The 26,566-nt window shown below is 37.2% G+C and carries 27 protein-coding genes, 1 tRNA gene and 4 pseudogenes; 8 read left to right on the top strand and 24 right to left on the bottom strand.

Features of this window, described 5'->3' with window-relative positions; all coding sequences use genetic code 11:
- Positions 1-4 precede the first annotated feature (4 nt).
- The 7 genes and pseudogenes from rimP to rlmE form a co-directional block, all read right to left on the bottom strand.
- Positions 5-463 carry a ribosome maturation factor RimP gene (gene rimP, locus ACLKMH_RS08000; RefSeq protein WP_413701542.1) on the bottom strand — a complete coding sequence of 153 codons (459 nt, stop codon included), beginning with the start codon at positions 461-463 and terminating at the stop codon, positions 5-7.
- A gap of 376 nt (positions 464-839) precedes the next feature.
- Positions 840-924: transfer RNA gene (locus ACLKMH_RS07995), tRNA-Leu, on the bottom strand.
- 14 nt (positions 925-938) lie between these two features.
- Positions 939-1,262 (bottom strand): preprotein translocase subunit SecG, encoded by a 324-nt coding sequence (secG, locus tag ACLKMH_RS07990; RefSeq protein WP_413701541.1) that lies wholly within the window; start codon positions 1,260-1,262, stop codon positions 939-941.
- Between the two features lie 157 nt (positions 1,263-1,419).
- Positions 1,420-2,751: pseudogene (glmM, locus tag ACLKMH_RS07985) on the bottom strand (phosphoglucosamine mutase).
- 150 nt (positions 2,752-2,901) lie between these two features.
- A pseudogene (gene folP, locus ACLKMH_RS07980) lies at positions 2,902-3,712 on the bottom strand (dihydropteroate synthase).
- Positions 3,713-3,781: 69 nt separating this feature from the next.
- Positions 3,782-5,734, bottom strand: coding sequence for an ATP-dependent zinc metalloprotease FtsH (gene ftsH, locus ACLKMH_RS07975; RefSeq protein WP_413701540.1), 1,953 nt, complete (start codon positions 5,732-5,734; stop codon positions 3,782-3,784).
- A 150-nt stretch (positions 5,735-5,884) separates the two neighbouring features.
- Positions 5,885-6,553 carry a 23S rRNA (uridine(2552)-2'-O)-methyltransferase RlmE gene (rlmE, locus tag ACLKMH_RS07970; protein WP_413701539.1) on the bottom strand — a complete coding sequence of 223 codons (669 nt, stop codon included), beginning with the start codon at positions 6,551-6,553 and terminating at the stop codon, positions 5,885-5,887.
- 86 nt (positions 6,554-6,639) lie between these two features.
- Here rlmE and yhbY point away from each other — a divergent pair, with 86 nt between their 5' ends.
- Entirely contained in the window at positions 6,640-6,936 is a 297-nt protein-coding gene (gene yhbY / locus ACLKMH_RS07965; protein WP_413701538.1) for a ribosome assembly RNA-binding protein YhbY, read from the top strand.
- A 77-nt stretch (positions 6,937-7,013) separates the two neighbouring features.
- On the opposite strand, the pseudogene greA reads toward yhbY, so the two are convergent.
- From greA to prfC, 4 genes and pseudogenes are all read right to left on the bottom strand, one after another.
- Positions 7,014-7,494 (bottom strand): annotated as a pseudogene (gene greA / locus ACLKMH_RS07960) (transcription elongation factor GreA).
- 61 nt (positions 7,495-7,555) lie between these two features.
- Positions 7,556-8,329: a TatD family hydrolase gene (locus tag ACLKMH_RS07955; protein ID WP_413701537.1), complete on the bottom strand. Its 774-nt coding sequence runs from the start codon at positions 8,327-8,329 to the stop codon at positions 7,556-7,558.
- A 14-nt stretch (positions 8,330-8,343) separates the two neighbouring features.
- Entirely contained in the window at positions 8,344-9,186 is an 843-nt protein-coding gene (locus ACLKMH_RS07950) for a DMT family transporter (RefSeq protein ID WP_413701536.1), read from the bottom strand.
- 72 nt (positions 9,187-9,258) lie between these two features.
- A complete protein-coding gene (gene prfC, locus ACLKMH_RS07945) occupies positions 9,259-10,845 on the bottom strand; it encodes a peptide chain release factor 3 (RefSeq protein WP_413701535.1) in 1,587 nt (528 codons plus the stop codon).
- Positions 10,846-11,272: 427 nt separating this feature from the next.
- Here prfC and ACLKMH_RS07940 point away from each other — a divergent pair, with 427 nt between their 5' ends.
- On the top strand, positions 11,273-11,647 hold the full coding sequence (locus ACLKMH_RS07940) for an RNA recognition motif domain-containing protein (protein WP_413701534.1): 375 nt from the start codon (positions 11,273-11,275) through the stop codon (positions 11,645-11,647).
- A gap of 104 nt (positions 11,648-11,751) precedes the next feature.
- Here the strand turns inward: ACLKMH_RS07940 and ACLKMH_RS07935 are convergent, their stop codons facing one another.
- Both ACLKMH_RS07935 and ACLKMH_RS07930 read right to left on the bottom strand, forming a co-directional pair.
- Positions 11,752-12,105 carry a hypothetical protein gene (locus ACLKMH_RS07935; protein WP_413701533.1) on the bottom strand — a complete coding sequence of 118 codons (354 nt, stop codon included), beginning with the start codon at positions 12,103-12,105 and terminating at the stop codon, positions 11,752-11,754.
- A 51-nt stretch (positions 12,106-12,156) separates the two neighbouring features.
- Complete coding sequence (locus tag ACLKMH_RS07930; protein ID WP_413701532.1) at positions 12,157-13,383, bottom strand: cystathionine gamma-synthase family protein; 1,227 nt, start codon at positions 13,381-13,383, stop codon at positions 12,157-12,159.
- 110 nt (positions 13,384-13,493) lie between these two features.
- On the opposite strand from ACLKMH_RS07930, the gene ACLKMH_RS07925 reads away from it, so the two are divergent.
- Complete coding sequence (locus ACLKMH_RS07925; protein ID WP_413701531.1) at positions 13,494-13,733, top strand: hypothetical protein; 240 nt, start codon at positions 13,494-13,496, stop codon at positions 13,731-13,733.
- Complete coding sequence (locus ACLKMH_RS07920) at positions 13,711-15,066, top strand: sensor histidine kinase (RefSeq protein ID WP_413701530.1); 1,356 nt, start codon at positions 13,711-13,713, stop codon at positions 15,064-15,066. Before ACLKMH_RS07925 ends, ACLKMH_RS07920 begins: the two co-directional genes overlap by 23 nt.
- A gap of 111 nt (positions 15,067-15,177) precedes the next feature.
- On the opposite strand, the gene ACLKMH_RS07915 is transcribed toward ACLKMH_RS07920, so the two are convergent.
- Entirely contained in the window at positions 15,178-15,387 is a 210-nt protein-coding gene (locus tag ACLKMH_RS07915; protein WP_028866731.1) for a cold-shock protein, read from the bottom strand.
- A gap of 322 nt (positions 15,388-15,709) precedes the next feature.
- Between ACLKMH_RS07915 and ACLKMH_RS07910 the strand changes: the two genes are divergently transcribed.
- Positions 15,710-16,159: a YaiI/YqxD family protein gene (locus ACLKMH_RS07910; protein ID WP_413701529.1), complete on the top strand. Its 450-nt coding sequence runs from the start codon at positions 15,710-15,712 to the stop codon at positions 16,157-16,159.
- 75 nt (positions 16,160-16,234) lie between these two features.
- Here the strand turns inward: ACLKMH_RS07910 and nqrM are convergent, their stop codons facing one another.
- The 9 genes and pseudogenes from nqrM to ACLKMH_RS07865 all read right to left on the bottom strand — a co-directional run bounded on the left by nqrM (position 16,235) and on the right by ACLKMH_RS07865 (position 23,864).
- The gene (gene nqrM / locus ACLKMH_RS07905; RefSeq protein ID WP_413701528.1) at positions 16,235-16,459 is read right to left on the bottom strand and encodes a (Na+)-NQR maturation NqrM; all 225 of its coding nucleotides are present in this window, start codon (positions 16,457-16,459) and stop codon (positions 16,235-16,237) included.
- On the bottom strand, positions 16,459-17,496 hold the full coding sequence (locus tag ACLKMH_RS07900) for an FAD:protein FMN transferase (protein WP_413701527.1): 1,038 nt from the start codon (positions 17,494-17,496) through the stop codon (positions 16,459-16,461). The genes nqrM and ACLKMH_RS07900 overlap by 1 nt, the downstream gene beginning before the upstream one ends.
- Before the next feature lie 6 nt (positions 17,497-17,502).
- Positions 17,503-18,740 (bottom strand): annotated as a pseudogene (nqrF, locus tag ACLKMH_RS07895) (NADH:ubiquinone reductase (Na(+)-transporting) subunit F).
- Between the two features lie 79 nt (positions 18,741-18,819).
- Positions 18,820-19,428: an NADH:ubiquinone reductase (Na(+)-transporting) subunit E gene (nqrE, locus tag ACLKMH_RS07890; RefSeq protein ID WP_413701526.1), complete on the bottom strand. Its 609-nt coding sequence runs from the start codon at positions 19,426-19,428 to the stop codon at positions 18,820-18,822.
- Between the two features lie 5 nt (positions 19,429-19,433).
- Entirely contained in the window at positions 19,434-20,066 is a 633-nt protein-coding gene (locus ACLKMH_RS07885) for an NADH:ubiquinone reductase (Na(+)-transporting) subunit D (protein WP_413701525.1), read from the bottom strand.
- Positions 20,059-20,832 carry a Na(+)-translocating NADH-quinone reductase subunit C gene (locus tag ACLKMH_RS07880; protein ID WP_413701524.1) on the bottom strand — a complete coding sequence of 258 codons (774 nt, stop codon included), beginning with the start codon at positions 20,830-20,832 and terminating at the stop codon, positions 20,059-20,061. Before ACLKMH_RS07880 ends, ACLKMH_RS07885 begins: the two co-directional genes overlap by 8 nt.
- The gene (locus ACLKMH_RS07875) at positions 20,825-22,030 is read right to left on the bottom strand and encodes an NADH:ubiquinone reductase (Na(+)-transporting) subunit B (protein WP_413701523.1); all 1,206 of its coding nucleotides are present in this window, start codon (positions 22,028-22,030) and stop codon (positions 20,825-20,827) included. Before ACLKMH_RS07875 ends, ACLKMH_RS07880 begins: the two co-directional genes overlap by 8 nt.
- Positions 22,031-22,035: 5 nt before the next feature.
- The gene (locus tag ACLKMH_RS07870) at positions 22,036-23,376 is read right to left on the bottom strand and encodes a Na(+)-translocating NADH-quinone reductase subunit A (protein ID WP_413701522.1); all 1,341 of its coding nucleotides are present in this window, start codon (positions 23,374-23,376) and stop codon (positions 22,036-22,038) included.
- 245 nt (positions 23,377-23,621) lie between these two features.
- Complete coding sequence (locus ACLKMH_RS07865; protein WP_413701521.1) at positions 23,622-23,864, bottom strand: BolA family protein; 243 nt, start codon at positions 23,862-23,864, stop codon at positions 23,622-23,624.
- 180 nt (positions 23,865-24,044) lie between these two features.
- On the opposite strand from ACLKMH_RS07865, the gene ACLKMH_RS07860 reads away from it, so the two are divergent.
- The 3 genes from ACLKMH_RS07860 to infA all read left to right on the top strand — a co-directional run bounded on the left by ACLKMH_RS07860 (position 24,045) and on the right by infA (position 25,124).
- Positions 24,045-24,533: a hypothetical protein gene (locus tag ACLKMH_RS07860; protein ID WP_413701520.1), complete on the top strand. Its 489-nt coding sequence runs from the start codon at positions 24,045-24,047 to the stop codon at positions 24,531-24,533.
- The gene (locus tag ACLKMH_RS07855) at positions 24,458-24,760 is read left to right on the top strand and encodes a hypothetical protein (protein ID WP_413701519.1); all 303 of its coding nucleotides are present in this window, start codon (positions 24,458-24,460) and stop codon (positions 24,758-24,760) included. Before ACLKMH_RS07860 ends, ACLKMH_RS07855 begins: the two co-directional genes overlap by 76 nt.
- A gap of 145 nt (positions 24,761-24,905) precedes the next feature.
- Entirely contained in the window at positions 24,906-25,124 is a 219-nt protein-coding gene (gene infA, locus ACLKMH_RS07850) for a translation initiation factor IF-1 (RefSeq protein WP_015465665.1), read from the top strand.
- 413 nt (positions 25,125-25,537) lie between these two features.
- Here infA and ACLKMH_RS07845 read toward each other — a convergent pair whose 3' ends face one another.
- Positions 25,538-26,419 (bottom strand): alpha/beta hydrolase fold domain-containing protein, encoded by an 882-nt coding sequence (locus ACLKMH_RS07845; protein ID WP_413701518.1) that lies wholly within the window; start codon positions 26,417-26,419, stop codon positions 25,538-25,540.
- Positions 26,420-26,566 lie beyond the last annotated feature (147 nt).

Raw genomic sequence — 26,566 nt, 5'->3', positions numbered from 1 at the left:
TTAATTAATCAAATTTTGGAACAATATTCGCTTTTTGAATATTACTTAGTGCAAAACGCTCAAGTGCACCATCAACATTTATACAAATTATTTCACCCTCAACACTGTCGATAATACCTTTCCATTTACGACGGTTTTGAATGGGCATGCGTAACTGAACTTTTACTTCTTCACCAGCGAAAGTCGCATAGTGCGCCGCATTAAAAAGCGGGCGCTCTAATCCTGGAGATGAAACTTCTAACGTATATTCATTTTCAATTGGATCTTCAACATCCATTAACGCACTGATTTGACGACTTACTACAGCACAATCATCCACTAAAATGCCTGATTCTTGATCAATATAAACTCGTAATGTTGAATGCTTACCAGCACGAATATATTCTACGCCAACTAATTCATAACCTAAATCTTCTACGCTAGGCGCAAACATTTCAGTTAATCGTTGTTCTAAACTTGCCAAATTTATCTCCTTTTAAACCCTAATTATTTAGGTTCAGAAACAAAAAAAGGGCTTAAAGCCCTGATTCTTTTTACCTATTTGTTATTTTCAAATGGGTAAATAACAAAAAAGCCCCAATAAATTGGAGCTTCATTCAAGTGCTTGCTTACAACAAGCGAGACCAAATTTAACAAGGTTAAAGCTAATGGTCTGAATGGCCAAACTGCTAATAAACACCCGAAAAATCTAATAATAAATCCATTATCGTAATGAGTTTTAAAACAGTTCGCTTAATGGCGCGAATTATAAACAGATTTTGACTTGTAAGCAATCATTATCACGAAATTAAGGCATAAAAAAACCCAAAGTAAACATTGTTACTTTGGGTTTCAAAAATTGGTGCGGATGGAGAGACTTGAACTCTCACGGCCTAAGCCACAGCCCCCTCAAGGTCGCGTGTCTACCAATTCCACCACATCCGCGTTTTTAAATTTGTTTACTCTGGAACTTCTGATGAAGTGTCAACTTCAACTGGTACTTCAAATGTTTCTTCAACCGTTAAGTCAGAGAACACATCATCTTGTGACACTTTATTGGTAGACAAGTTACCAAGTACTAAACTTAACACAAAGAAAGCAATTGCTAGGATGGCAGTCGTACGAGTCATAAAGTTACTTGCACCGCTTGCACCAAATACTGTGTTAGACGCGCCAGAACCAAAGGAAGCTCCCATACCTGCGCCCTTACCCTGTTGAATTAAAACAAAACCAACCAGAATAATTGAAACAACTAAATAAACAACTAACAGTATTTCATACATAAAATATACCTAATAATCCCTAGAAACTAACCGCTCTAATAGTAGAGCGGGCGAATAATACTGAAAAGCGCTAACAATCACAAGCCAATAAACAGACAATTTTAAATTTTTACTGTTTTATCGGTTTATTCGTCTACTTTTCAAACAAAAATAAATACTAAGCTTTCACCTTATCAGCGATTCGTTGAGCGTATTCTTTAACGAGTCGCTTTTTCTCATCAGCTTCAACCATAACACGAAAAACGGGTTCAGTGCCTGATTTGCGTAATAATACACGCCCCTTGCCCTCTAAAAGCTCCTCAACAACTTTTGCTTCAGCTAAAACATCTTTATCTCTGCAATGGATCTATTTCATTATTAAAACGAACACTAACTAAGACTTGCGGATATTTTTTCATACCTTGACGAAGCTCATAGAGAGACATTCTGCTACCCTGCATAGCATTAATAACTTGCAGACCAGATACAATACCATCACCTGTTGGTAAATAATCAGAGCATATAACATGGCCTGAATTTTCAGATCCAATGCACCAATTATTTTTCTGCATCAATTCCATCACATGACGATCGCCGACATTACTGCGATCAAAGGGGATGCCTAAAGTTTTAAAGCTTGTTCCAAGCCAAGGTTAGACATGATGGTACCAACAGCCCCACCTCTCAACTCACCATTGCGTAATTTATTCCGTGCAATAATATAAAGTAGCTCATCGCCATCAAGCACATACCCAGTATGATCAACCATCATCACACGATCACCATCACCGTCAAAGGCAATACCAAAATCGGCATCCTCTGCAACCACTCTTTCTGCGATGGCTTTCATACTGGTTGCACCACAATTTAAATTGATATTGCGCCCATTCGGTTCAACACCCATAGCAATAACATCCGCACCAAGTTCACTAATAACTAATGGCGCGATGTGATAAGTTGCGCCGTTAGCACAATCAACCACAATTTTTAAACCACTTAAATTATATTTATTAGGGAAGGTACTTTTACAAAATTCTATATAACGACCAGCGACATCATCAATACGAAATGCTTTACCAAGCTCACTTGAATCGACACACTTTAAAGGTTTATCGATTTCTGCTTCAATTTCTAATTCAATTTCCTCGGACAATTTAATGCCTTCATCGGAAAAGAATTTTATACCGTTATCATAATAAGGATTATGCGAAGCACTGATCACAATGCCCGCTGTAGCTCGAAAAGTACGTGTTAAGTATGATACAGCGGGTGTCGGCATTGGCCCCATTAACACGGGTTTTAAACCTCTTGCGGTTAAACCTGCCTGTAAGGCGACTTCTAACATATAACCAGAAATACGCGGGTCTTTACCAATTAATACTTTTTTAGAACCTGATTTAGCTAAAACACGGCCAGCGTACCAACCTAATTTTAATGCAAATTCAGGGGTGATTAAAGATTCACCCACTTTGCCACGAATACCATCGGTGCCAAAATATCTCTTTTTCATAATGTTTCTCTTTAATTTGTTAAACACCTAATTATTGTCATTATAAATATAAATCTAGGTGTTAATTCAGATGCCTTTCACATACTCTCGTAGTCATAATCTTGGTTATGTTGAATAGCCACAATATTAACAGGAATAACGCTTAACTTCTTATAGTACCTTTAGAATGTCGACCGTTTCTGCGACATCATGCACGCGCAATATCTGCGAACCCTGTTGTACTGCAATAAGCGCCCCGGCAAGGCTACCTGCAAGACGATCATTAACATCTCGCTGTAACAGTTGGCCAAACATTGATTTTCGTGACAATCCCGTTAACAGCGGGTATCCCAAAGCTACAAATTTACTTGTTGTTGCAAGTAACTCATAATTATGTTCCAGTTTTTTGCCAAAACCAAAACCAAGATCAACAATAATATTCTCTTTTTTAATACCTGCATTTTGACAGGCTTGTACACGTTGCAATAAAAAGCTTTCTACCTCGGATAATAAATCATCATACTCTGGTGCTGTTTGCATGGAACGTGGTTGTCCTTGCATATGCATTAAACAAACTGGGACATCAGCTTCAACAGCGACCTGTAAGGCACCTTCTTCCTGTAAAGCACGTACATCATTAATAATATGTGCGCCTGCTTTAATAGCTTCAGACATTACCACTGCTTTACTTGTATCAATGGAAATCCAACAATCAGAATGTTGCACAATCTTTTCTATAATAGGAAGTACTCGATCTAACTCTTCTTGCATAGCTACATCAAGCGGCACCAGGGCGAGTCGATTCATCGCCAATATCGATAATAGTCGCACCTTGCTCAACCATTTGTAGTGCTTGCTGGAGCGCATTATCAATATTAGAGAATTTTCCTCCATCGGAAAAAGAGTCTGGTGTGACATTTAAAATCCCCATCACTTGAGGTGTCGATAAATCTAATATTTTACCGCGACTTTTTAACTGCATATTTTATCTCAACTATAAAAAAACCTAAGCAAGCTTAGGTTTTTGGAAAACAAAACAAAAGTATGTAAATTACTCTTTGTCTTCTTTCTTATCTTCTTGATTAACCACTTCAGGTTGCTCTTCACTTGCTTTTGGCTCTTCTTCAGCGATCACGGTTGGTTTTACTTCTGGTTTAACCGTAGCAACAACATCTTCTTTAGCTGTAACGGGTTTATCTTCATCCCAGCTCGAAGGTGGACGCACTTCAACTCGTGCCATCAAGTCATCAACTTGTAAGGTATCAATAGTCTCATACTTCATTAATGCATCTTTCATTGCATGCAAGATATCGATGTTATCTGTAAGCAAACGGTAAGCTCGCTCGTAATTACTATCAATAAGAATACGCACTTCATCATCAATTAACTTACCAGTCTCGTGAGAAACAGTGTTAGAGCGTAATGAATTTTCTTCAGCGGTTAATAAAATAGGTCCTAGTTTTTCAGAGAAACCCCATTCTGTTACCATTGCACGAGCAATAGCCGACGCCTGTTTAATATCCTGCGATGCACCAGTCGATACTTTATCTTTGCCGTAAATCAACTCTTCAGCAATACGACCACCGTAAGCCACGGAAATACTACTTTCAAGTTCTTGACGATTTTGACTAATTTGATCACCTTCAGGTAAAAATTGTGTCACACCCAGTGCTCGTCCACGTGGAATAATCGTTACTTTATGAATAGGATGATGTTGAGGCACTAATTTAGCCACAATTGCATGTCCTGCTTCATGATAAGCCGTTGACTCTTTATCTTCTTCACGCATGACTAAACTTCGGCGCTCAGAACCCATTAGGATTTTATCACGTGCTTGCTCAAAATCTTCTTTGGTAATAGTACGTTTATTTGAACGAGCGACAAATAATGCGGCTTCATTCACTAGGTTAGCTAAATCAGCTCCAGAAAAACCAGGCGTACCACGCGCTAATACTTTCGCTTCAACACCATCAGCTAGAGGAACTTTACGCATATGAACATTCAAAATTTGTTCACGACCACGTACATCAGGTAAACCAACCACAACTTGACGGTCAAAACGTCCAGGTCTTAATAAAGCGACATCTAATACATCTGGTCTGTTTGTTGCGGCAACTACGATGATCCCTTCACTACCTTCAAAACCATCCATTTCAACAAGCAATTGGTTAAGGGTTTGTTCACGTTCATCATTACCACCACCAACACCACTGCCACGTTGGCGACCTACTGCATCAATTTCATCAATAAAGATAATACAAGGCGCTGATTTTTTCGCTTGTTCAAACATATCACGAACACGTGAAGCACCGACTCCGACAAACATTTCAACAAAATCTGAACCAGAAATAGCAAAGAATGGCACTTTTGCTTCACCAGCTATCGCTTTTGCTAATAGTGTTTTACCTGTACCAGGAGGTCCCACTAGTAATACACCTGTTGGTATACGGCCACCTAATTTTTGGAATTTAGTCGAATCTTTTAGGTAATCAACTAATTCTTTTACATCTTCTTTAGCTTCATCACAACCAGCAACATCAGCAAACATGGTTTTGATTTGGTCTTCGCCCATCAATTTGGCTTTGCTTTTACCAAATGACATCGCGCCACCTTTACCGCCACCTTGCATATTACGCATGAAGAATATCCACACTCCAATTAGCAGTAACATTGGGAACCAAGAAACAAAAATAGACGCTAAGAAACTTGTTTCTTCAGGTGCAGTACCTTCAACTTTTACATTGTGTTTAATGAGATAGTTCATTAAATCAAGGTCAGGGGCCGGAATATAAGTAACAAAAGGAGTCTGATTTGATTTAAGGCCAGTGATCACTTGTCCATCAATTTGAACTTGTTGAATTTGCCCTTGCTTAACCTCTTTATTAAAGGTTGTATAATCCATTGCAGATTGTTTGCTATTATCACTACCAAAGCCCTGAAATAGAGACATTAATACCACTGCGATAACCAACCACAATATTAGGTTCTTTGCCATATCGTTCAAGATGTAAACCTCATGTTAATAAATAAAAATTCAAATGTTAGACTACTACAGTTTAAAAATAGTCGCCACTAGATAGTTGCCATAAAATGACAAAGTTACGCATAATTTATAACGAAATGTGCTAATTTTTAATGTTAATAAATTGCTTTATTAGCCTTTAAAGCCAGTTGCGACAAGATACACTTCACGTGAACGTGCCCGTGAAGATTCAGGTTTACGTGTTTTTACTACTTTAAACATTTTTTTCACTTCAAGCATATATTGATCGAAATCTGCGCCCATGAAAACTTTAACAATAAAACTACCGTCTTTCACTAGCACGTCAGTACACATAGCTAACGCAAGCTCAACTAAATAGATAGATTTAGGTTGGTCCATGGCGACATTACCACTCATATTAGGGGCCATATCAGAAAGCACCACATCTACTTTATGCCCACCGATACGGTCTAACAGAGCATTTAACACATTTTCTTCTCGAAAATCACCCTGTAAAAAATCAACCCCAGCAATAGAATCCATTGCTAATATATCACATGCAATGACTTTACCCTGTTGGCCAACCGTATCCACACACCACTGAGACCAACTACCAGGCGCGGCACCTAGGTCAACAACTGTCATGCCTGATTTAATAATTTTGTCTTTTTTATTAATTTCTTCTAGCTTAAAAACAGCACGAGAGCGCAATCCTAAGCGGTTCGCCTCTTTAACATAAACATCATTAACATGCTCTTGCATCCAACGTTTTGAGCTACCCGAGTTACTTTTCTTTAATGCACCCGGTTTTGACTCGCCCGCGTTGACTTTTTTGCCCATGAATTTTCCCTGCATGTTATCAATAGTAAAAAGTAATATTTAAGGGTAGAATAGCTTGTTTTCAACCCTAAAATGAAAGAATTTGTATGAATCTATCAAATAAACAGAAAAAACACCTAAAAGGTCTGGCTCATTCGCTAAAACCCGTGGTAATGCTCGGGCAAAATGGTCTAACTGAAGGTGTACTTGCAGAAATTGAGAATGCCCTTAATTTCCATGAGTTAATTAAAGTTAAAATCGCAACTGATGATCGTGAAATGAAGCAATTAATTATTGATGCTATCGTGCGTGAAACTGAAGCAATTAATGTTGCTAAAATCGGCCATATTGTGATTTTATATCGTCAAAGTGAAGAAAAGAAAATCGACTTACCTCGTCAATAATATTTTACTTCAATAAAAATTATATTAAAAAAGCCCAATAATTTTGGGCTTTTTTGTATCTCAATATTTTACTTTAACTAAGCAATATATTGCACTTTGATTATCTCGTAATCAATCATACCACCAGGTGTTTGAATACTAATTTCGTCATCAACCATTTTACCAATTAAACCTCTCGCAATTGGTGAATTCACTGAAATTAAATTTAATTTAATATTCGCTTCATCATCACCAACAATTTTATAGGTTACTTCTTCATCAGTATCTAAGTTAACAATCGTTACCGTTGTTCCAAAAATGACTTTACCATTGTTAGTCATTTTACTTACGTCAATCACTTGTACGTTTGATAACTTTGCTTCAATGTCTTGGATTCGACCTTCACAAAACCCCTGTTGTTCACGAGCTGCATGATATTCTGCATTTTCTTTAAGATCACCATGCTCACGTGCCTCAGCGATTGCATTAACAATCTCAGGTCGGAGTACATTTTTTAAGTGATCAAGTTCTTTACGTAAAGAAGCGACGCCAAGTTGCAGTCATTGGGTATTGAACCATGGAATTTCACCTTAAATTTAAACGGTTTGAAAAAGGCGACATTTTACGCCTAAATTGATCTTTAGTCATCGGATAACGCAAAAATTTTATGCATGTTATTATAAAGTTGTGTAGCAAGTTGAGTTTTTGACTCCTGACGTAAGGTCGTTAGGCATTCAAATATAGGCAAAATGTTGAGTGGCGTATTATATTTACCTTGCTGTTGGTACAAGGGCATATCGGGCGCATCAGTTTCTAATAACAGAGATTCTAAAGGTAATAGTGAAAAGGTAGTGCGTGTTTTTGTCGAATTAGGATAGGTAATTACAGCACCGACTCCAAGTTTAAAACCTAATTTGATAAACTCATTAGCGATTTCAATACTGCCAGAAAATGCATGATAAACGCCACCATAGTTAAACTTCTGTTGCTTTAATATTGTTAAGACACGCCCCTGCATTTTGACACAATGTAATATAATCGGTAATTGATGTTGTTGCGCTATTTTTAATTGTTCAATAAACACCCATTCCTGTTGTTGCAAATTGGTTGTAGCAAACTTATCTAAGCCAATTTCCCCTAATGCAATACATTTATTATTTCGATTTTTTAGCAGAGAGTTTAAAGTCTCTAAGTCTTGCGATTTAAAAGAGGTTAAAAAATGAGGGTGAATGCCTAAGGCATAAAATGCACTAGGATATCGACTGGCAATTTTCTGAACAGGCTCCCACGAAGATGCTTGAGTAGCAGGTATCACGACTTTGGTAATTTCTTTGCTTTTTAATGCTTCAAAAAGGTCATCTAATTCATGACTAAAGCAAGGAAAATCTAAGTGGCAATGACTGTCAGTAAACATAGTTCACCTCATTTTTATTTCTTTGTCGCTTTTTGAAAATTTATTAACATAGCAATCAGAATAACCAGACTACCAATTATCGATAACATTCCAAAAGGTTCATTGTATGCAAAAAAACCAACTAAAGCGATTAAAGGCAAACGCAGAAAATCTAATGTTACCACTGTAGTGACAGCACTAGTTAACATTGCTTTGGTCATGCAAAAGTGAGCACTTAGAGCAGTCATTGCAACTACGGATATCCAAGACCACTCAAAAGCGTTTGGCATAGTCCAATTTGGAAGCATTAAAACACCAGCAATGGGAGTTTGAATAAGACACATATAAAATAAGATTGTTAAAGGATGATTATGTCGAGCTAAATATTTAGTACCACTATGAGCACAGGCATAAAATATAGCGGCTCCGAGAACAATCAAAGAAGCCCCTTCGAATCTATCTAAAGGTGGTTGAACAATTAACAATACACCAGAAAAAGCAATTAGAATAGCGCATACTTTCCTGATAGTAAGGCATTCATTAAGAAAAATTGCGGCTATAATGGCAGTCCAAAAAGGAACAGTAAATTCGATCGCAAAGACTTGAGCAAGTGGTAATAACCCTAATCCTATGAACCATGTATATTGCCCTAAAAAGTGAAATAGATTCCTTAGGAAATGACCTTTGATTTGCTGGGTTTGAAAGTGTCGAAAGTTGTCGCAAAGGCTAATAATGGTAGTTATTACAATCAGTCCAAATAACCCTCTGAAAAACAATAATTCAAAGGTGTTGATTTGATGACTTAACTCTCGCCCGGCGATAGCCATTAAAGAAAATGACAGAATAGCTCCTACCATCCATAAAAATGTAGCTATCATGCTTTACCTTGTGCCTTAAAAGGACAAAAAAGGCTTAACTAATGTCTAAGCCTTTAATTTAGAAGAGAGATGTTAGTGCTCGCGAGTTTTACGGAACTTAATGGCAGGGTAACGCTCAATCGCTAAGTTTAAATTGACCATAGTCGGGGCAACATAAGTTAAATTATCACTGCCGTCTAATGCCAAGTTGTCATAAGCTTTCTTTTCAAATTCAGCCATTTTCTGCTCATCATCACTTTCAACCCATAATGCAGTTGCAACACTAATGCCTTCGTAAAGTGCTTCAACTTTATATTCAGATTTAAGACGTCGCACGACCACTTCAAATTGTAAGACTCCGACTGCACCAACGATTAAATCGTTACTACGTAGTGGGCGGAATACTTGTACAGCCCCCTCTTCTGAAAGTTGCATTAAGCCTTTTAATAATTGCTTCTGTTTAAGTGGATCTTTTAAACGAATACGACGGAATAATTCCGGTGCAAAATTAGGAATACCGGTAAACTTAAGTGGCTCATTTAAAGTGAACGCATCACCTATTTGAATTGTACCGTGATTATGTAAACCAATAATATCGCCAGGATAAGCTTCCTCTGCGGCTTCTCTATCACCGGCCATAAAAGTTACTGCATCAGAAATGCTCACTTTTTTGCCTGTGCGTACATGTAGCATTTTCATGCCTTTTTGATACTTACCTGAACATACACGCATGAAAGCAATTCTGTCTCTATGTTTCGGGTCCATATTGGCTTGAATTTTAAAAATAAAACCAGAAAATTCTTCCTCTGTTGGTTGAACCGTTCGCTCTTTAGCAATACGTGGTAAAGGCTTAGGTGCCCATTCGGTTAAACCATCTAAGATATGATCAACACCAAAGTTACCTAGCGCAGTACCAAAAAAAACTGGCGTTAATTCACCGCTTAAAAAGAGTTCTAAATCAAATTCATTAGATGCACCAACAACTAGTTCCATCTCCTCACGTAAAGACTCAGCATAAAGGGGTAAAACCGTATCTAATTCTGGGTTATCCAGCCCTTTAATGATACGAACCTCTTGAATGGTATGACCTTGTCCTGTGGAATATAAAATAACTTCGTCACGAAGCAAATGATAAACACCTTTAAATTCTTTACCCATACCAATTGGCCAAGTAATAGGAGCACAGGCAATATTCAGTACATCTTCAACTTCATCCATTAAATCAATCGGATCTCGTGTATCACGGTCACATTTGTTCATGAAAGTGATAATAGGCGTATCACGAAGTCGAGTAACTTCCATTAATTTAATGGTACGTTGCTCTACACCTTTAGCGGCATCAATAACCATTAAACATGAATCTACTGCCGTTAAGGTTCGGTAGGTATCTTCTGAAAAGTCTTCATGTCCAGGAGTGTCAAGTAAGTTAACAATCGAATTATTATAAGGAAATTGCATTACAGAAGTCGTGATTGAGATACCACGATCTTTTTCCATTTCCATCCAATCAGATTTTGCATGTTGCCCTGATTTTTTACCTTTAACCGTACCTGCTTTTTGTAGCGCGTTTCCGAAAAGTAATACTTTTTCAGTAATGGTTGTTTTACCAGCATCTGGATGAGAGATGATTGCGAATGTGCGTCTAGAATTGACTTCATCTAGGAATTTAGCGTCTGCCATGTTTAGTGGTTCTCTTAATATGTACACACGTATGTACACAATTATTTTTTACAAAATGAGTGATTGATAAATTTTGCAGAACTATAACAAATTCAGACCAGCAATTCATTTAATATCAGCAATAGGAAGAATTACATTGATAAAATAAATATGCTCAAAAATGGATATTCAATGGGTTAAAGTCCATTACCTCCTAAAGCTACAATTTTGATCAGTATTATTCTTTGCTTTGAGCTGATATGTATGTTGCTTCATGCCAGTGGTGGCAGAGTTTTGCTAAATTTATTACAACAACAGGGGAATGTGAAAATAATGAACCGTATTACAGCGGTTTTAATGTTTAGCGTTGTCCTGTGGTTAATACTTAGTTAATCCTAATAATAGCTGTTAATATACTGCAATATATTTATTGATGAACGGAATAACCATGAAACTATTAGTACGTAACCTTGCAATAGCAACAACTGAAGAAAAGTTAATTAGCTTATTTAGCGAATATGGCAAAGTGCAATCCTGTAACTTAGTATTAGACAATAAAACAGGAAAATCTAAAGGTTTTGGATTCGTAGAAATGCCTAGCCCTGGCGAAGCAAAAGCGGCAATGAAAAATTTAAATGCCTTTAAATTAGCTGGTAATATTATTCGAGTAAAAAGAGCTGAATCAAAGCCTGATACTACAACAGATGAGACGGCTCAGATATTAGAAAAAACAGAGACCTCTGTACAGTTTAAACAAACTTCTAGAAAATCGCCTGCGACTAAAAAAGCAATACTTAGAAGGGCCTATCGAGAAAGAGACTGATGATTCTGTAAAAATTGATAACAGTAATAACGCGGCTAATATTTATGGCAAAATTAAAGAATCCGATGATTATTAATTTCTAACTTTAGAATAACCTATTCAACCTAGCGACTAGCTTTTTTAGTCGCTATTTTATTGAGCATTTTACGCGACAATTCATCAAAACGACTTAGACACATTTTTTGCATAGAAGCGTTATTTAACTTCCTCAAAAGCAATTCACTTTTAAGCCAAACATCATATACATGGCTGGCATCTTGCGCATTTAATGCAAGTACCCCTAGGCTTAGATCATTAAACATTTTTTTATAATAAAAATACATTTGATGATCATTCATTACCTCTGATATATGCGTACATGTATCATAGTTAGCTAATGACCGCCCCATTTCATCATTGTCATTTGCCCATACAAATGAACTACTAAGCATTAGAATTAGAAGAGTTATAACTTTCATATTCGCCTTAATGCAAAAAAGAGGCTTTAAGCCTCTTTTTCTACTTTAGCCTTAAGCGAGCGCTTGCTCAAAATCAGCAATTAAATCTGCACCATTCTCAATACCTATTGAACAGCGGATCATATTTTCACTAATCCCCATTTCTTGGCGTAGAGCTTTCCCTAACTCAAAATAAATAGTTGGGGCAACGGGTAAAGCAAGAGTACGATTATCTCCTAAGTGAGTCGCACTGATCACTAGGTTTAATTTATTAAGTAGTTCACAGCAATCTAAGCCATCTACTAAATCAAAACTTAATAATGCCCCAAAGCCAGTAAATAACTCCTTCGCACGCTCATGTTGTGGGTGGTCTGCAAGACCAGGGTAATATACTTTTTCCACTTTTGGATGAGCTTGTAAATACTCAGCTAGCATCATTGCATTTTCACATTGACGGTCCATACGTAATTCCATGGTTTCACTACCAACAGAAATAAGGTGTGCACCTTGAGAACTTAAACAAGCTCCCATATCACGTAAACCTTTTTTCTTAATCTGGCTTATTCCCCACAGGTTGCTATCACCTTTACGGTAATCGGCATAAATATTTGGATAATCATCCCAGCTATAGATACCAGTATCGGTAACAGAGCCACCCATTGCGTTACCGTGGCCAGCAACATATTTAGACAAAGAGGTAGTAATTAAACTCGCTTTGACAGTACGGGCGTCAAATAAGTAACTTGAAGTAATGGTATTATCAATAACATAAACCAAATTTTCAGCTTCACAAAAATCACCAATTTCAGATAAAGCACTCACTTGTGTAACCGGGTTAGCAATTGTTTCAACAAATACCATTTTAGTATTATCTTGTTTTGCTTTTATCACTTCATTGACATCTGTAGCATCAACTAATGTAATTTCAATACCATAGCCCGTTATAGTGTTTAATAAACTGGTTGTATTACCAAACAAAAAGCGACTACAGATCAAATGATCACCTTCTTTTAACAGAGTTAAAAAAGTAGCGACAATAGCAGACATCCCAGATGAAAAAACAGCCGTTGCAACACCACGATCCATCATCTGAATTTTTTTACAAAGAGCATCAAGTGTTGGTGTTGAAGAACGTGCATAGGCATGACCAGGTTGCCCTTGGAATACGTCAATTAGACCTTGTACATCCTTAAAACCGTAAGGAACAGAGTTATGAATAGGAGCATGTACCGCACCCGCTTCTAAGTTAAGTGAATGATCTGCATGTACTATTTTTGTGGTAAAACCGTGCTCTGACATCTATATTCCTTGAGTGTTTTTAAAAGCGCTAGCTTAAAACGCATATGTATTTATTTTGATATATGGTAGTTTCAATTTATATGCATATTATACAGAGATAAGGAACTAAGTTGAAATCGAATATATATAGTATTTTCATCTTTCTTATTGGTTTGTTTGCCACCTATATCGTCACTGATCATTTTGATCAGGTTGAGCGGGTACATCAACAACAAGATATCGCAATACATAGTCAATCAATTGCAAGTATGGTGCAAATTCAAATGCGTCAGCACGCTTTACAATTATCATTTATTGCCCAAGGATGGCACTCCATAAAACAAATTAATGATAGCTGGGGGAGAAGTTAACGCGTTAACCGCCTTGTTACCTAACTATAGTAATGTCAGTATTTATCTACTAAATCTACAACCAGATTTGAGTATCGATGATAATAAACAACTGCTTTTTGCAAATGATAGCGAACTAATACAACAACAGAAACAACTCGCTTATCTAAATAAGCAACTTGATAAGAAGCAAAAAACAGCAATCTTTCAGAGTTCACCAAGAATACTAACGAACAACCAAGTAATTACCTTTCAACACGCACCTATTTTCATTCAAGATAAGTTAATTGGTTACCTTCAGGCTAGGTTAAATATCACTCAATTACTAGATGCTCAAATTGACCAATCTCTAATTCATTATCCCTTTGCACTATCTGAAACTGGCAATACAATTTATAGCCTTTTACCTCAAGACTCACTGATTAATGATGTGAAAGAACAAATGATGCTTCCTATATTAGGTCATGAATGGAAACTAATGGTATGGGCAAAACATCAACGACACTTTTACCGATACACTTTAATTATCGGAATTTTACTTTCCGTTTTGTTAGCAATGGTTTGCCATTTAACACAAGTAAACCGAAGAATGAGCACCCGATTAAAAATTAAAAAACAAAATCTCGTTAAAATAAATAAAGACTTTAAGGCAAGTAAATCTAAGTTGAGACAGTCGAATAAACTCTCTTCTTTAGGGGAAATTGCGGCTGGAATTGCACACGAAATTAATCAACCTTTGCAGGTCATCTCTATCCACTCAGAAATTTGTAATGAAAGTTTACAGCGACAAGATTACCAAATGGCTGACAAAAGTTTTCTCTCCATTTTATCTCAGGTGGATAGAATAGAAAAAATAGTTAAACAAGTTGGTAGTTTTGCTCGAGATAGTGAACTTGATAATTACAATACAGCCTTACCAATAGATATATTTGAAAATGTCATTAATATCGTGATCAACCAATACAACCAAGAAAATGTTGAATTAAGGCAAGTATTGCCCTCTTCTTTACCGCCTATTCTGTGTAATAAAACTCAGATTGAGCAAGTGCTCATTAACTTATTAATTAATGCAAAGGATGCTGTTGAACATAGTTCGGAGAAAGTTGTATTTATTAAAGCACATGATAAACAGGGCAAACTATATATTGAAATATCTGATTCTGGCAGTGGCATAGAAGCGAATAAACTAGATGAGATTTTTGCCCCATTTTATACAACTAAAGCGCTTGGTAAAGGGACTGGTTTAGGCTTATCAATAAGTTACTCAATCATTCATCAACACAAGGGTGAATTACAAGTATCAAGCGAATTGGGTAAAGGGAGTCGGTTTACAGTGATTTTACCACTTAACTAGAGTTTAATTGTGTGAAGAAAAATCATTAAATTACAGACGAAAAAAAGGTAAGCCCTTGGGGTTACCTTCTATTCAATCAGAATGGGTTAATTAAAACCCATCGAAGCTATATTAAAGAGCTACGATGTTTTCTGCTTGAGGGCCTTTTTGACCTTGAGTTACAGTGAACTGTACTTTTTGGCCTTCAGCAAGAGTTTTAAAACCAGTACTTGCGATTGCAGAGAAATGTGCGAAAACGTCAGGACCGTTTTCTTGCTCGATGAAACCAAAACCTTTAGATTCATTGAACCATTTTACTGTACCAGTAGTAGTTGTAGACATAATAGTATCCTATTTAATTTTTGAGTAATTTAACCTTGTCAATCAAGGCAGTTTGCTAGAAGTGTTGCTATTACTTATGAAGTATAGGATTCGGTACATAATACGGAACAATTGAACATAAATATAAAACTAACTTTCAAGCTAGTCATCATTATATATTGCTTAGCTATACTGTCAACAGCTATTTATTGAAAACATCAACTTTTTAAAAACCAAACAATTTATTTATATATAGCAGTAATTTATGTTACTCAAATCAATAAAATTTTCATATCTACATAATAAAAAGGTAAAATAAACCTTTTTAAACTAGGTAAACAATATGACCATTTGGATAGATGCCGATGCCTGCCCTGTACCTGTAAGAGAAATCGTTATTAGAGCAAGTGAACGAACAGGTGTTGAAATTATTTTTGTCGCTAATAGTCCCCTTCCAGTGCCCCGAAGAGCATTAATTAAAACCGTTCAGGTTGCACAGGGGTTCGACGTTGCCGACAATTATATTGCCTTAAAAGTCCAAAAAAATGATCTGGTTATCACTCAAGATATTCCCCTAGCGGCTGACATTGTGGCAAAAGGTGTGACTGCTTTAAACCCACGTGGAGAGCTGTATACACCAGAAAATATACGTCAACGCTTGGCAATGCGAAATATGGCACAGGAACTCAGGGATATTGGTCAAACAACTGGCGGGCAATCTAAATTTGCAGATAAAGAAAAACAAGCATTCGCAAATGCTTTAGATAGATGGTTACAGAAAAATAAAAAATAACTTAGTATTGTTATTTTGGAATAAAGCCAGTATTGAGATCGATTATTAAAGGGCTCTCAATACTGGAATTAGCGATTATATAATCTGTTGCTCACTTTTAAACTTAGCAATTCTGGTCGCTTCAGCATTTTTCTTTTTTCGGTTTTCACAGGGGTCATCACAATCACAGGACTTTTCAATTCCAATCGAAGAGAGACCACCACAGCTTCCACCAATGGTTTGTTTATTAAAAATATACCCAATTGCCATCGCGACAATCACTAATAAAAAAACCACAAAAGTGGCAATAAAATAGATCATTATTTCTCCTCAGATAAATAGGGCTTAAACTCAGCAGTAAAATGCTCAATAAAATCATCTTCCTGCTTAACCAGTAAGAATACCGCTAAATTATTCTTTTGCGCAAAGTCGAGTCCAGCTTCAGGGCCAAGCACCATTATTGTTGTTGCAAACCCGTCAGCCATCATACTACTCGGATGTATCACAGTCACGGAAGCTAATTTATGATTAATTGGCTTACCCGTTTTAGGATCAATCGTATGTGAATAACGAACACCATCAAACTCATAATAATTACGGTAATCACCGGATGTTGCAATACCATTATTACCAATATGAATAATACGTTGCACACTTTGTCCTTCAACCGGACGTTCAATAGCTAGTGTCCATTGCTTATCCAGCGACTTAACACCCTTAGCTCTCAATTCACCACCAATATCAACTAAATAATCACTGATACCAATAGTTTGTAGGTACTCCGCAATAACATCAACACCATAACCTTTAGCAATGGCTGATAAGTCTACATATAAGCCAGGAGCAGATTTATAAAGAGTGTTATCTATTACGCTAAGTTTTTCACTACCCACCTTTTGTTGTTGTGATGCAATTAGCTCGTCAGAAGGTACTTTGATCGGTCTCTTGTTCGGCCCGAACCCCCAAAGGTTTACTAAAGGCCCCACAGTGGCATCAAAAGCGCCATCGGACAATTTAAATAACGCTAAGGAAGATTGCACTACAAAAGCTGTTTCAGGTGAAACTTTTAATGAGCTATCGCTTTGGTTAAAGGTAGAAAGTTCGGAGTTAGGTCGATAGGTTGACATCTGATCATTCACTAACTCTAGTTTTTCATCAATGTTAAGCTGTAGGGTATCAAGAGAGTAAATAGGTTTAGTTAACTGCTGTTCATTCAAAACAAGGGTCACTCTATAATAAGTGCCCATGGTTTTACCCTGTACCATCACTATTTTAGAGGTGGGTTCAGGTTCACTGCAGGATGAAATAAAAAAGGCTAACCCTATTAAGGTTAGCCATTTAATTGTCAATTTAATCATTAATGATTAACCACCAAAGTCATCAAGCATAATGTTCTCATCTTCAACACCTAGTTCTTTAAGCATTGAGATAACAGCAAGCATTCATCACTGGTGGACCACACATGTAGAATTCACAATCTTCTGGTGCTTCATGGTCTTTCAGGTAGTTTTCTAGCAATACGTTATGAATAAAGCCGGTGTAACCTTCCCAATCATCTTCGGGTTGCGGATCACTTAATGCTACGTGCCATTCAAAGTTATCATTTTCTTTGGCAATTTGATCAAAATCTTCAACATAAAACATTTCACGCTTAGAACGTGCGCCGTACCAGAAACTACATTTACGTGTTGTATGTAAACGACGGAATTGGTCAAATATATGAGAACGCATTGGCGCCATACCAGCACCACCACCAATAAATACCATTTCATTTTCAGTTTCTTTAGCGAAGAACTCACCAAATGGACCTGAAATAGTCACTTTATCACCCGCTTTTAAACTAAAGATGTAAGAAGACATCTTACCGCATGGCAATGATAAATCACGAGGTGGTGGCGTAGCGATACGCACATTCAACATGATAATACCTTCTTCACCTGGGTAGTTAGCCATTGAATAAGCACGAATTGTTTCTTCATCAACTTTAGATTCTAAGTCAAAAAACTTAAAGTGTTCCCAGTCACCACGGTACTGGTTCTTCAATATCAAAATCTTTATATTTGATATGATGCGCAGGCGCTTCAATTTGGATATAACCACCGGCTTTAAACGGTACAGATTCACCATCAGGGATTTGTAATTTAAGCTCTTTAATGAAGGTTGCTTCGTTACCATTAGAGATAACCGTACATTCCCATTTCTTAACACCAAAGATTTCTTCAGGAAGCTCAATGTCCATGTCTTCTTTTACGCTAACTTGACAGGATAAACGCTCGCCTTCTTTTGCTTCTTTTTTACTAATATGGTCAAGTTCTGTTGGTAGAATATCACCACCGCCAGAGTTAATTTTAACGCGACATTGACCACAGGTACCACCACCACCACAGGCTGAAGATACAAAAATGCCTGAATTTGCTAGTGCACCTAGTAATTTACCACCCGCTTGTGTGGTGATACTTTTGTCTGCATCGCCATTAACAGCAATCGTAATGTCACCAGAGCTTACTAGTTTCGCTTTAGCCGCCAATATAATGACAACTAAGGCTAAAACAACAATAGTAAACATGGCAACGCCGAGAAAGATTTCAATATTATTGTCCATCTTCGACTTTTTCCTTGTTTTGAGGAGGTGATGTTCACCTCCGAAATTCAATTAAGCTAAAACACTTTCGAAAAGCGGGTTATAGCTGGATACCAGAGAATGACATAAATCCAAGTGCCATAAGACCAGCGGTAACAAATGTAATACCCAAACCACGTAAACCATCTGGCACGTCTGAATATTTCATTTTTTCACGAATACCTGCTAAAGCAACAATCGCTAATGTCCAACCTACACCACTACCAATACCGTATACAGCGGACTCAAGTAAGTTGTACTCACGCTGAACCATAAACGATACACCACCAAAGATGGCACAGTTTACTGTAATAAGTGGTAGGAAGATCCCTAATGCTTGGTACAAAGCTGGAAAGTATTTATCTAATACCATTTCCAATATCTGTACTAAGGCCGCAATAACACCAATGAAAGTGATAAAGCCAAGGAAGCTAAGATCTGCCTCAGGGAAGCCAGCCCAATCTAATGCGCCAGGCGCTAATAAATTGAAGTAGATGATTTGGTTAACTGGTACTGATATACCTAATACAACAATAACCGCAACACCTAGACCCATTGATGTTTTAACTTTTTTCGAAACAGCAAGGAAGGTACACATGCCTAAGAAAAAGGCTAACGCCATATTTTCAATGAAAATAGAACGTACAAATAAACTAAGATAATGTTCCATTTATACTACTCCTTTGGCTCGACTTGTTCTGGGCGTGCAACACGAATTGCCCAGATAATGCCGCCGATGATAAAGAACGCACTTGGAGGAAGCAGTAATAAACCATTACTTTGGTACCATCCACCATTAGAGGTTAATGGTAAAATTTCAATACCAAATAACGCACCCGAACCAAATAACTCACGGAACCCGCCTACTAACACAAGAATGAAACCATAACCTAAGCCATTACCAATGCCATCCATAAAGCTTGGGAAAGGTTTATTTTTCATTGCAAAAGCTTCTGCTCGTCCCATTACAATACAGTTTGTAATGATCAGACCAACGTAAACAGATAACTGTTTTGATAAGCCGTATGCATAAGCTTTCATTACTTGGTCAACAAGAATTACCAATGAAGCAATAATCGCCATTTGTACAATGATACGAACACTATTAGGAATATAGTTACGAATCATTGAAATGAACAAGTTTGAAAATGCTGTTACAAATAATACCGCTAGCGTCATTACGACAGCGGTTTCTAATGTCGTTGTTACTGCTAGTGCAGAACAAACACCCAGTACTTGCAACGCAATCGGGTTGTTATTAACAACAGGAGAGGTTAGTACTGTTTTTAATTCACCAGGTTTAGCCATTGTTTAATGCTCCTTCACGAACTTTAGTAAGGAATGGACCAAAGCCTTGCTCACCTAACCAGAAAGTGAAAGTATTCTGTACACCAACACTTGTTAGTGTTGCGCCAGATAAACCGTCAATTTCATGTTTAGAGTCTGCAGGTGCTTGACCTTTAGTTATCTTAATCGCTGGCATGCCATCATTATCAAATAACTCTTTACCAACAAACAAAGAACGCCAACGAGGATTCTCTACTTCACCACCTAACCCTGGCGTTTCACCTTGTTCATAATAAGTAATTCCATCAATGGTATTACCATCTGGTTTAACAGCAACAAATGCATACATAGTTGACCATAAACCAGCACCATGAACAGGTAGAATGATACGTTGTAATTGGCCATTATCATCAGATACTAGATAAATCGTAGCAAGATTTGCTCGACGTCCAATTTTAGCGACATTCTGTTCTGCAGGCAGAGCGATACTTGTTGCAGGATCTTTAGACGCGGCTTCTTGATCATAATTTGCATCATAAGCGGCAAATTCACCACTATTTAAATCAACTAATTTTGTTTCAATATTAGATGAGAAAATTTCAGCGATAGTTTTATCCGTATCCAGACCTGCAACAGCAAGAATATTACTTTGCTTATCTATTTCTTTATTTTTTATTTGCTGAGGGCGTAAGCCTACTGCTGCACCAGCAACAATAATGGAACATACTAGACAAACAGCCAGTACAACAATTATCGTTTTGCCGAATGTTTCCTGTTGATTAGACATTACGTGCTAGCCTCCGTTTGATATTCCCTTGAACAACAAAGTAATCGAATAATGGTGCAAATAAATTAGCAAATAAGATAGCTAACATAATACCCTCGGGGAAGGCAGGATTTACAACTCGGATCAATACTGTCATTAATCCAATCAATATTCCGTAAGCCCATTTACTTTTGTTAGTAAACGCGACTGATACGGGATCGGTTGCCATAAAGATCATACCAAAGGCAAAACCACCCATCACTAAATGCCAGTACCAAGGTAATTGGAACATGTGGTTAGTATCACTACCTATTACATTAAATAATAAGGAAGTTGCTACCATACCTATCATGACACCGGCGATAATTCGCCATGAGGCAATACCTGTAATAACAATAAATGCACCACCGATTAGAATAGCCAATGTAGACACTTCACCGATACTGCCTTGCATATTACCAACAAAAGCATCCATCCATGAGATATTTGCTTGTAATGCTTCTAGGCCACCTTGAGACATAACGCTGAGTGACGTTGCACCTGAGAACCCATCAACCGCTGTCCAAACAGCATCACCAGAAATATCAGTAGGGTATGCAAAATATAAAAAAGCACGACCAGCTAATGCAGGGTTTAAGAAGTTACGCCCAGTACCACCAAAGATCTCCTTAGCAACAACAACACCGAATGTAATACCTAAAGCAACTTGCCATAGCGGTAATGTCGCAGGCACAATTAACGCAAATAATACCGAAGAAACGAAGAAACCTTCGTTAACTTCGTGTTTACGCACACTTGCAAATAAAACTTCCCAAAAACCACCGACAACAAAAGTTACTGCGTAGATTGGTAAAAAGTAAGTCGCACCAAATAATAAATTATCAAATAGACCAGCACCAGAGCCTAGAGTAACTCCGAATATTTCTAATAAAGCAACACGCCAACCTTCTAATGAAGAATAACCAGCTAAAATGGCCTCATTTGCTTGCACACCGGTATTGTACATACCATAGAACATTGCTGGAAAAGTCGATAACCAAACAAAAATCATGATACGTTTTAAATCAAGGCTATCACGAACGTGCGTTAGCCCTTTATTGACATAGCCAGGTGTATAGAAGAAAGTAGCCGCAGCTTCGTACAGTGCGTACCATTTTTCGTGGCGACCTCCTGGCTCGAAGTGTGGCTCCATCTTCTCGATTATATGTTTAAGACCCATAATTATTAGCCTTCCTTCTCTATTTTGCTTAGGTTAGAACGAAGATATGAGCCATAGTCATACTTACCAGGACACGCATAAGTACATAGCGCTAAATCTTCTTCATCTAATTCTAAACAGCCTAATGTTTGTGCATTATCACTATCACCAACGATCAGATCGCGTAACAATAAAGTTGGTAGGATATCAAGTGGCATAATGCGCTCATATTGACCAATTGGCACCATTGCACGTTTACTACCACCTGTTGTCGTAGTAAATGCAAAGCGTTTAGCTTTATTTAGTACCGATAGGAATGCTCTTGAAACAGAGTGTTTATTAGCACCAGGCGCGCCCCATCCAAATAACTCTTTTTCATAACCTTCAAGTAATGCAGATACTTGATTATGGTAACGTCCAAGGTAAGCATGAGGACCATAAGCGGTAACACCACATAATACTGAGCCAGAAATAACACGTACATCACCATCAACCAGCTCATTAGCGGTTAACTGTGTAATTGATGCGCCAATGACAGTGCGTAATAAACGCGACTTAGTAACAGCTGGACCAGCTACAGAGATAACTTTATTAGTATAAAGCTCACCTGATACGAATAGTTCTCCAAATGCAATAACGTCTTGGTAATTAATCGACCAAACCTGCTTGGTTATTGAAACCGGATCAATGAAATGAATATGTGTGCCCGCAAGACCTGCAGGGTGAACACCAGAGAACAATTTCTCTTCAACATTGCTTGCATCGGAAGTCGGTAATTTACCTTCGCCTTTACAAACATAGACTTTACCTTCTGTTAGCTGTGATAAAACTGCTAAACCGTCGGTAAATGCCTGTTGATTTTCATTAATAATTAGTTCAGCGTCTGCGGCTAGTGGATTAGTATCCATTGCAGTAACAAAAATAGATGCTGGGTTAGCGTCAATCGCAGGTACTTTACTATATGGACGCGTACGAAGCGCTGTCCATGCACCAGATTGAACTAAATTATCTACAATCGCGACTCGCTCTAATTTTGCTAATTGTGCAGATTCAAACTTAGGAAAAGAGACAGACTCTTGACCTTCAACTGAAATAACAACCGATTGCAAAACACGTTTTGCACCACGATTAATCTCTTTAACTACACCAGATGCTGGAGCGGTAAAGTGAACACCAGGATTCTTTTTATCAGAAAAAAGAATTTGGCCTTTCTTTACAGTATCGCCGGCTTTAATAGCCATTGATGGACGCATACCAACATATTCTTCGCCTAGTATAGCTACTTCAGTAATGGCTGGGCCATCCTGAATTACTTGCTCTGGTGCTCCACTAATTGGGAGGTCCAGTCCTTTTTTTATAGTAATCATATTCTCTTGCACTATGTTTACGGGAAGAAGAGTTAGATGCCTTGCGGCAAAAAACATTACAAGTCATCTATCCATTGAAAAAACTTAACAGATACTTAACAAGTAGACTAAAAAATTCCGACATATATTATCATTATTTACAGGCGGATTACCATCGCTATTGCGCAGACTTGTACTATTCAGTTCAAAGTTTTATGTGAAATAAATGTACATAAAAATAAATCCGTTAACATTTAATCAACGAACTATTTTTTTGCTCCCATGCAATCAATTGAAGCAGGAACTACATTTCCTTTAGCTTCCCATTGTGCAGGAGTATAAGTATGCATTGATAAGGCATGCACTGGTCCCTGTAATTGTTCAGCTAATAACTCATTTATCAACCTATGACGGGCAATTGGTAATTTACCAGAGAAAAAATCACTCACCACAGTAACTTTAAAATGCGTTTCTGAGTTAGCAGGAACCAGCGTGTCGGAAGCTTTCATTTTCTACAGATAAAAAAACACAATCGAAACTATCCGATATTTTTTTCTATAATAGCTTGTACGTTCATTAGTCTATCCTTATTCTATCCCATAATATTAAGATATTTGGGCTTTTAATTAATATTAAAATTGCACCAATATGGTTTTATCATATTTTCAAATCACAATAGCAGGTGTTTTTTGACGACTCAATCTACTTCGCTTAATGTAGGCATTACTAAGCCATTTCCTTGCTCCTATTTAAATAATCATCAAGAAACCTTGATCATGTTAATCGAGCCAGAAGCAAATGCTCAAACCTATTACCCTGTACTTTTAGCCAATGGGTTCAGACGCAGTGGTAATCAAGTTTACCGCCCTCATTGTCAAGACTGTGATGCCTGTGAATCACTTCGTATTTCGGTTAATGATTTTATAAAATCACGCAGTCAGAAACGATTAATCAATAAAAACAGTCGCTTTACTATAAAAATAGCAAAGACAGCTAGTCCTCAATACTTTGACCTTTACCAGCGTTATATTAATAATGTACATCATGATGGCCCTATGTATCCGGCATCACAGGCGCAATATGATGACTTCATTCATAGTGATTGGAATCACCCCTTTTTATTGAAATCTATGACCAAGTTAAGCTTATTGCAGTCAGTATTACAGATCAATTACTGACTAAGGAGGATAAAGCTTGGAGTGCTTTTTATTGTTTTTATGATCCTGATTACCAAACAAACTCACTGGGAAAATTCGCGGTATTAACGCAATTAAGATTAGCCAAAGAACAAGGTATTGATTACCTCTATTTAGGTTATTACATCGAGTCTTGCCAAAAAATGAATTACAAAACTCAATTTAATCCACACCAAAGGTTTATCAATGGACAGTGGGAAAACTTCTAAGTAATAGATATTTTACTAAATAGCACAATAAACAAGCAACAAACCTTTACCGATTGGGATAATTCTGGCATGATGCGCCGATTGAAATTAGCATGATCCCTCTAAATCACAGAGGAAACCAAAAAATTTAAAGGATCCATTAAGAATGGCAAAAGAAGACAGTATTGAAATGCAAGGCACCATCATGGATACCCTGCCTAACACAATGTTCCGTGTAGAGCTAGAAAACGGCCATATGGTGACAGCACATATCTCTGGTAAAATGCGTAAAAACTACATCCGTATTTTAACGGGTGATAAAGTAACAGTACAATTAACACCTTATGATCTTTCTAAAGGTCGTATCGTTTTCCGTGCTCGTTAATCTTTAACTTGCACGCATAAAAAACCAGCTTCGGCTGGTTTTTTAGTTTTTGCTTTTCAAAAAAGATTAAAAATACTCTAATAATCAATTTTATTACTGCGAAAATTCTTAGTTATTCCTCGTTGTTCTTTTTATCCATACGTCTTTTTTACAAATTACGTATCACTTTTATTGCCCGATGAGCTTTTTGTACAACAACTCTTGAAACAATCAATTCTTTAAACCTCTCTAACCCATCAACTCTATTTTTCATTTGGGTTCGAAGATTTAAAGGTTTCTAATATTACACAAAACTTGAATATTTTATTAAGCCAAATGGTATAACTCATTACTCTGCTAATTAGCAAAAAAACTCCCTGATTCATTCACCAAGGGAGATCATTCAACTGACTAATAACTGATATTAAGGACCGCTATTTTCTAATCGGAAGTTGCGCTTTTATGAATGATACGACATCTGGTACATACTTGTTGGTATCAAAGATCGGCGCACTATGCCCCACTCCCTTTTCAATCAATAATTTATTATCTACACCATATTTATCTAATAACGCTTTCATCTTCACACTCTGATCTAGTGGTACCCTGCGATCAAGGTCCCCATGTAACATCATAAAAGCGGGAGATTTTTCCGATATATAATAAGTTGGTGAGGCTTGCTTAGCAAGCTCAGGCGCTTGACTCGGAATAGTCCCAAGAAAACGTGATACCGATGAACCTGCTGTTGTCGGACGCTTGCCTTTATTACCTAGCGCCAATATATCCGTTGGACCAAAAAAACTAACCACGGCAGACACTTTATATTCAGGTTTTTTATAAAACCCAATATGACTCACGGTATTACTTGCCCCGATTAAATTAGCTAAATGACCACCAGCAGAGCGTCCCATAATAACGATATTATCCGCTGAAATCTGATATTGTTTAGCATGTTGATGCAAGTAATTAATAGCATCATTAATATCTTCCACGGGTGCAGGAAAACTCGCTTCACCACTTAAGCGGTAATTAACCATCGCCAGTGTATATCCTTCTCTCAACACTGAGTTTAAAAGCAACGGGTTTTTTGTTGGTATGGCATCTTTACTGCCTCTTTTCCATGCTCCACCATGCACCCAAACCAATAGCGGACGATCGCCCTGTTGCTTTATTTTTGGTGTATATAGATCAAGCTTAATCGTTTTATCATCAAGCTGTTTAAATACAATATCTTTTTCAACGTTATAGTTTTCACTTGCGTTTACACTACTGAGCCCGATAACAGAAAGTAAAATAAAATGAATTAGTGGTTTCATATTTATGCCCTAAAAAGAAAAAGAATTTAACTAAGGTTTAGCTTCAAAATTACTTGCGCTTTTGTTTTCAAAAATAGTCAGTCATTTCAAGCTTTTTGAAAACAATTTAGTGGATATTATTTTGCAACAATCCCAAAGCCTTATAAA

Source organism: Psychromonas sp. KJ10-10 (genome assembly GCF_047323245.1).
Taxonomy (GTDB): domain Bacteria; phylum Pseudomonadota; class Gammaproteobacteria; order Enterobacterales; family Psychromonadaceae; genus Psychromonas.
This window is presented reverse-complemented; position numbering and strand designations above follow the sequence as displayed.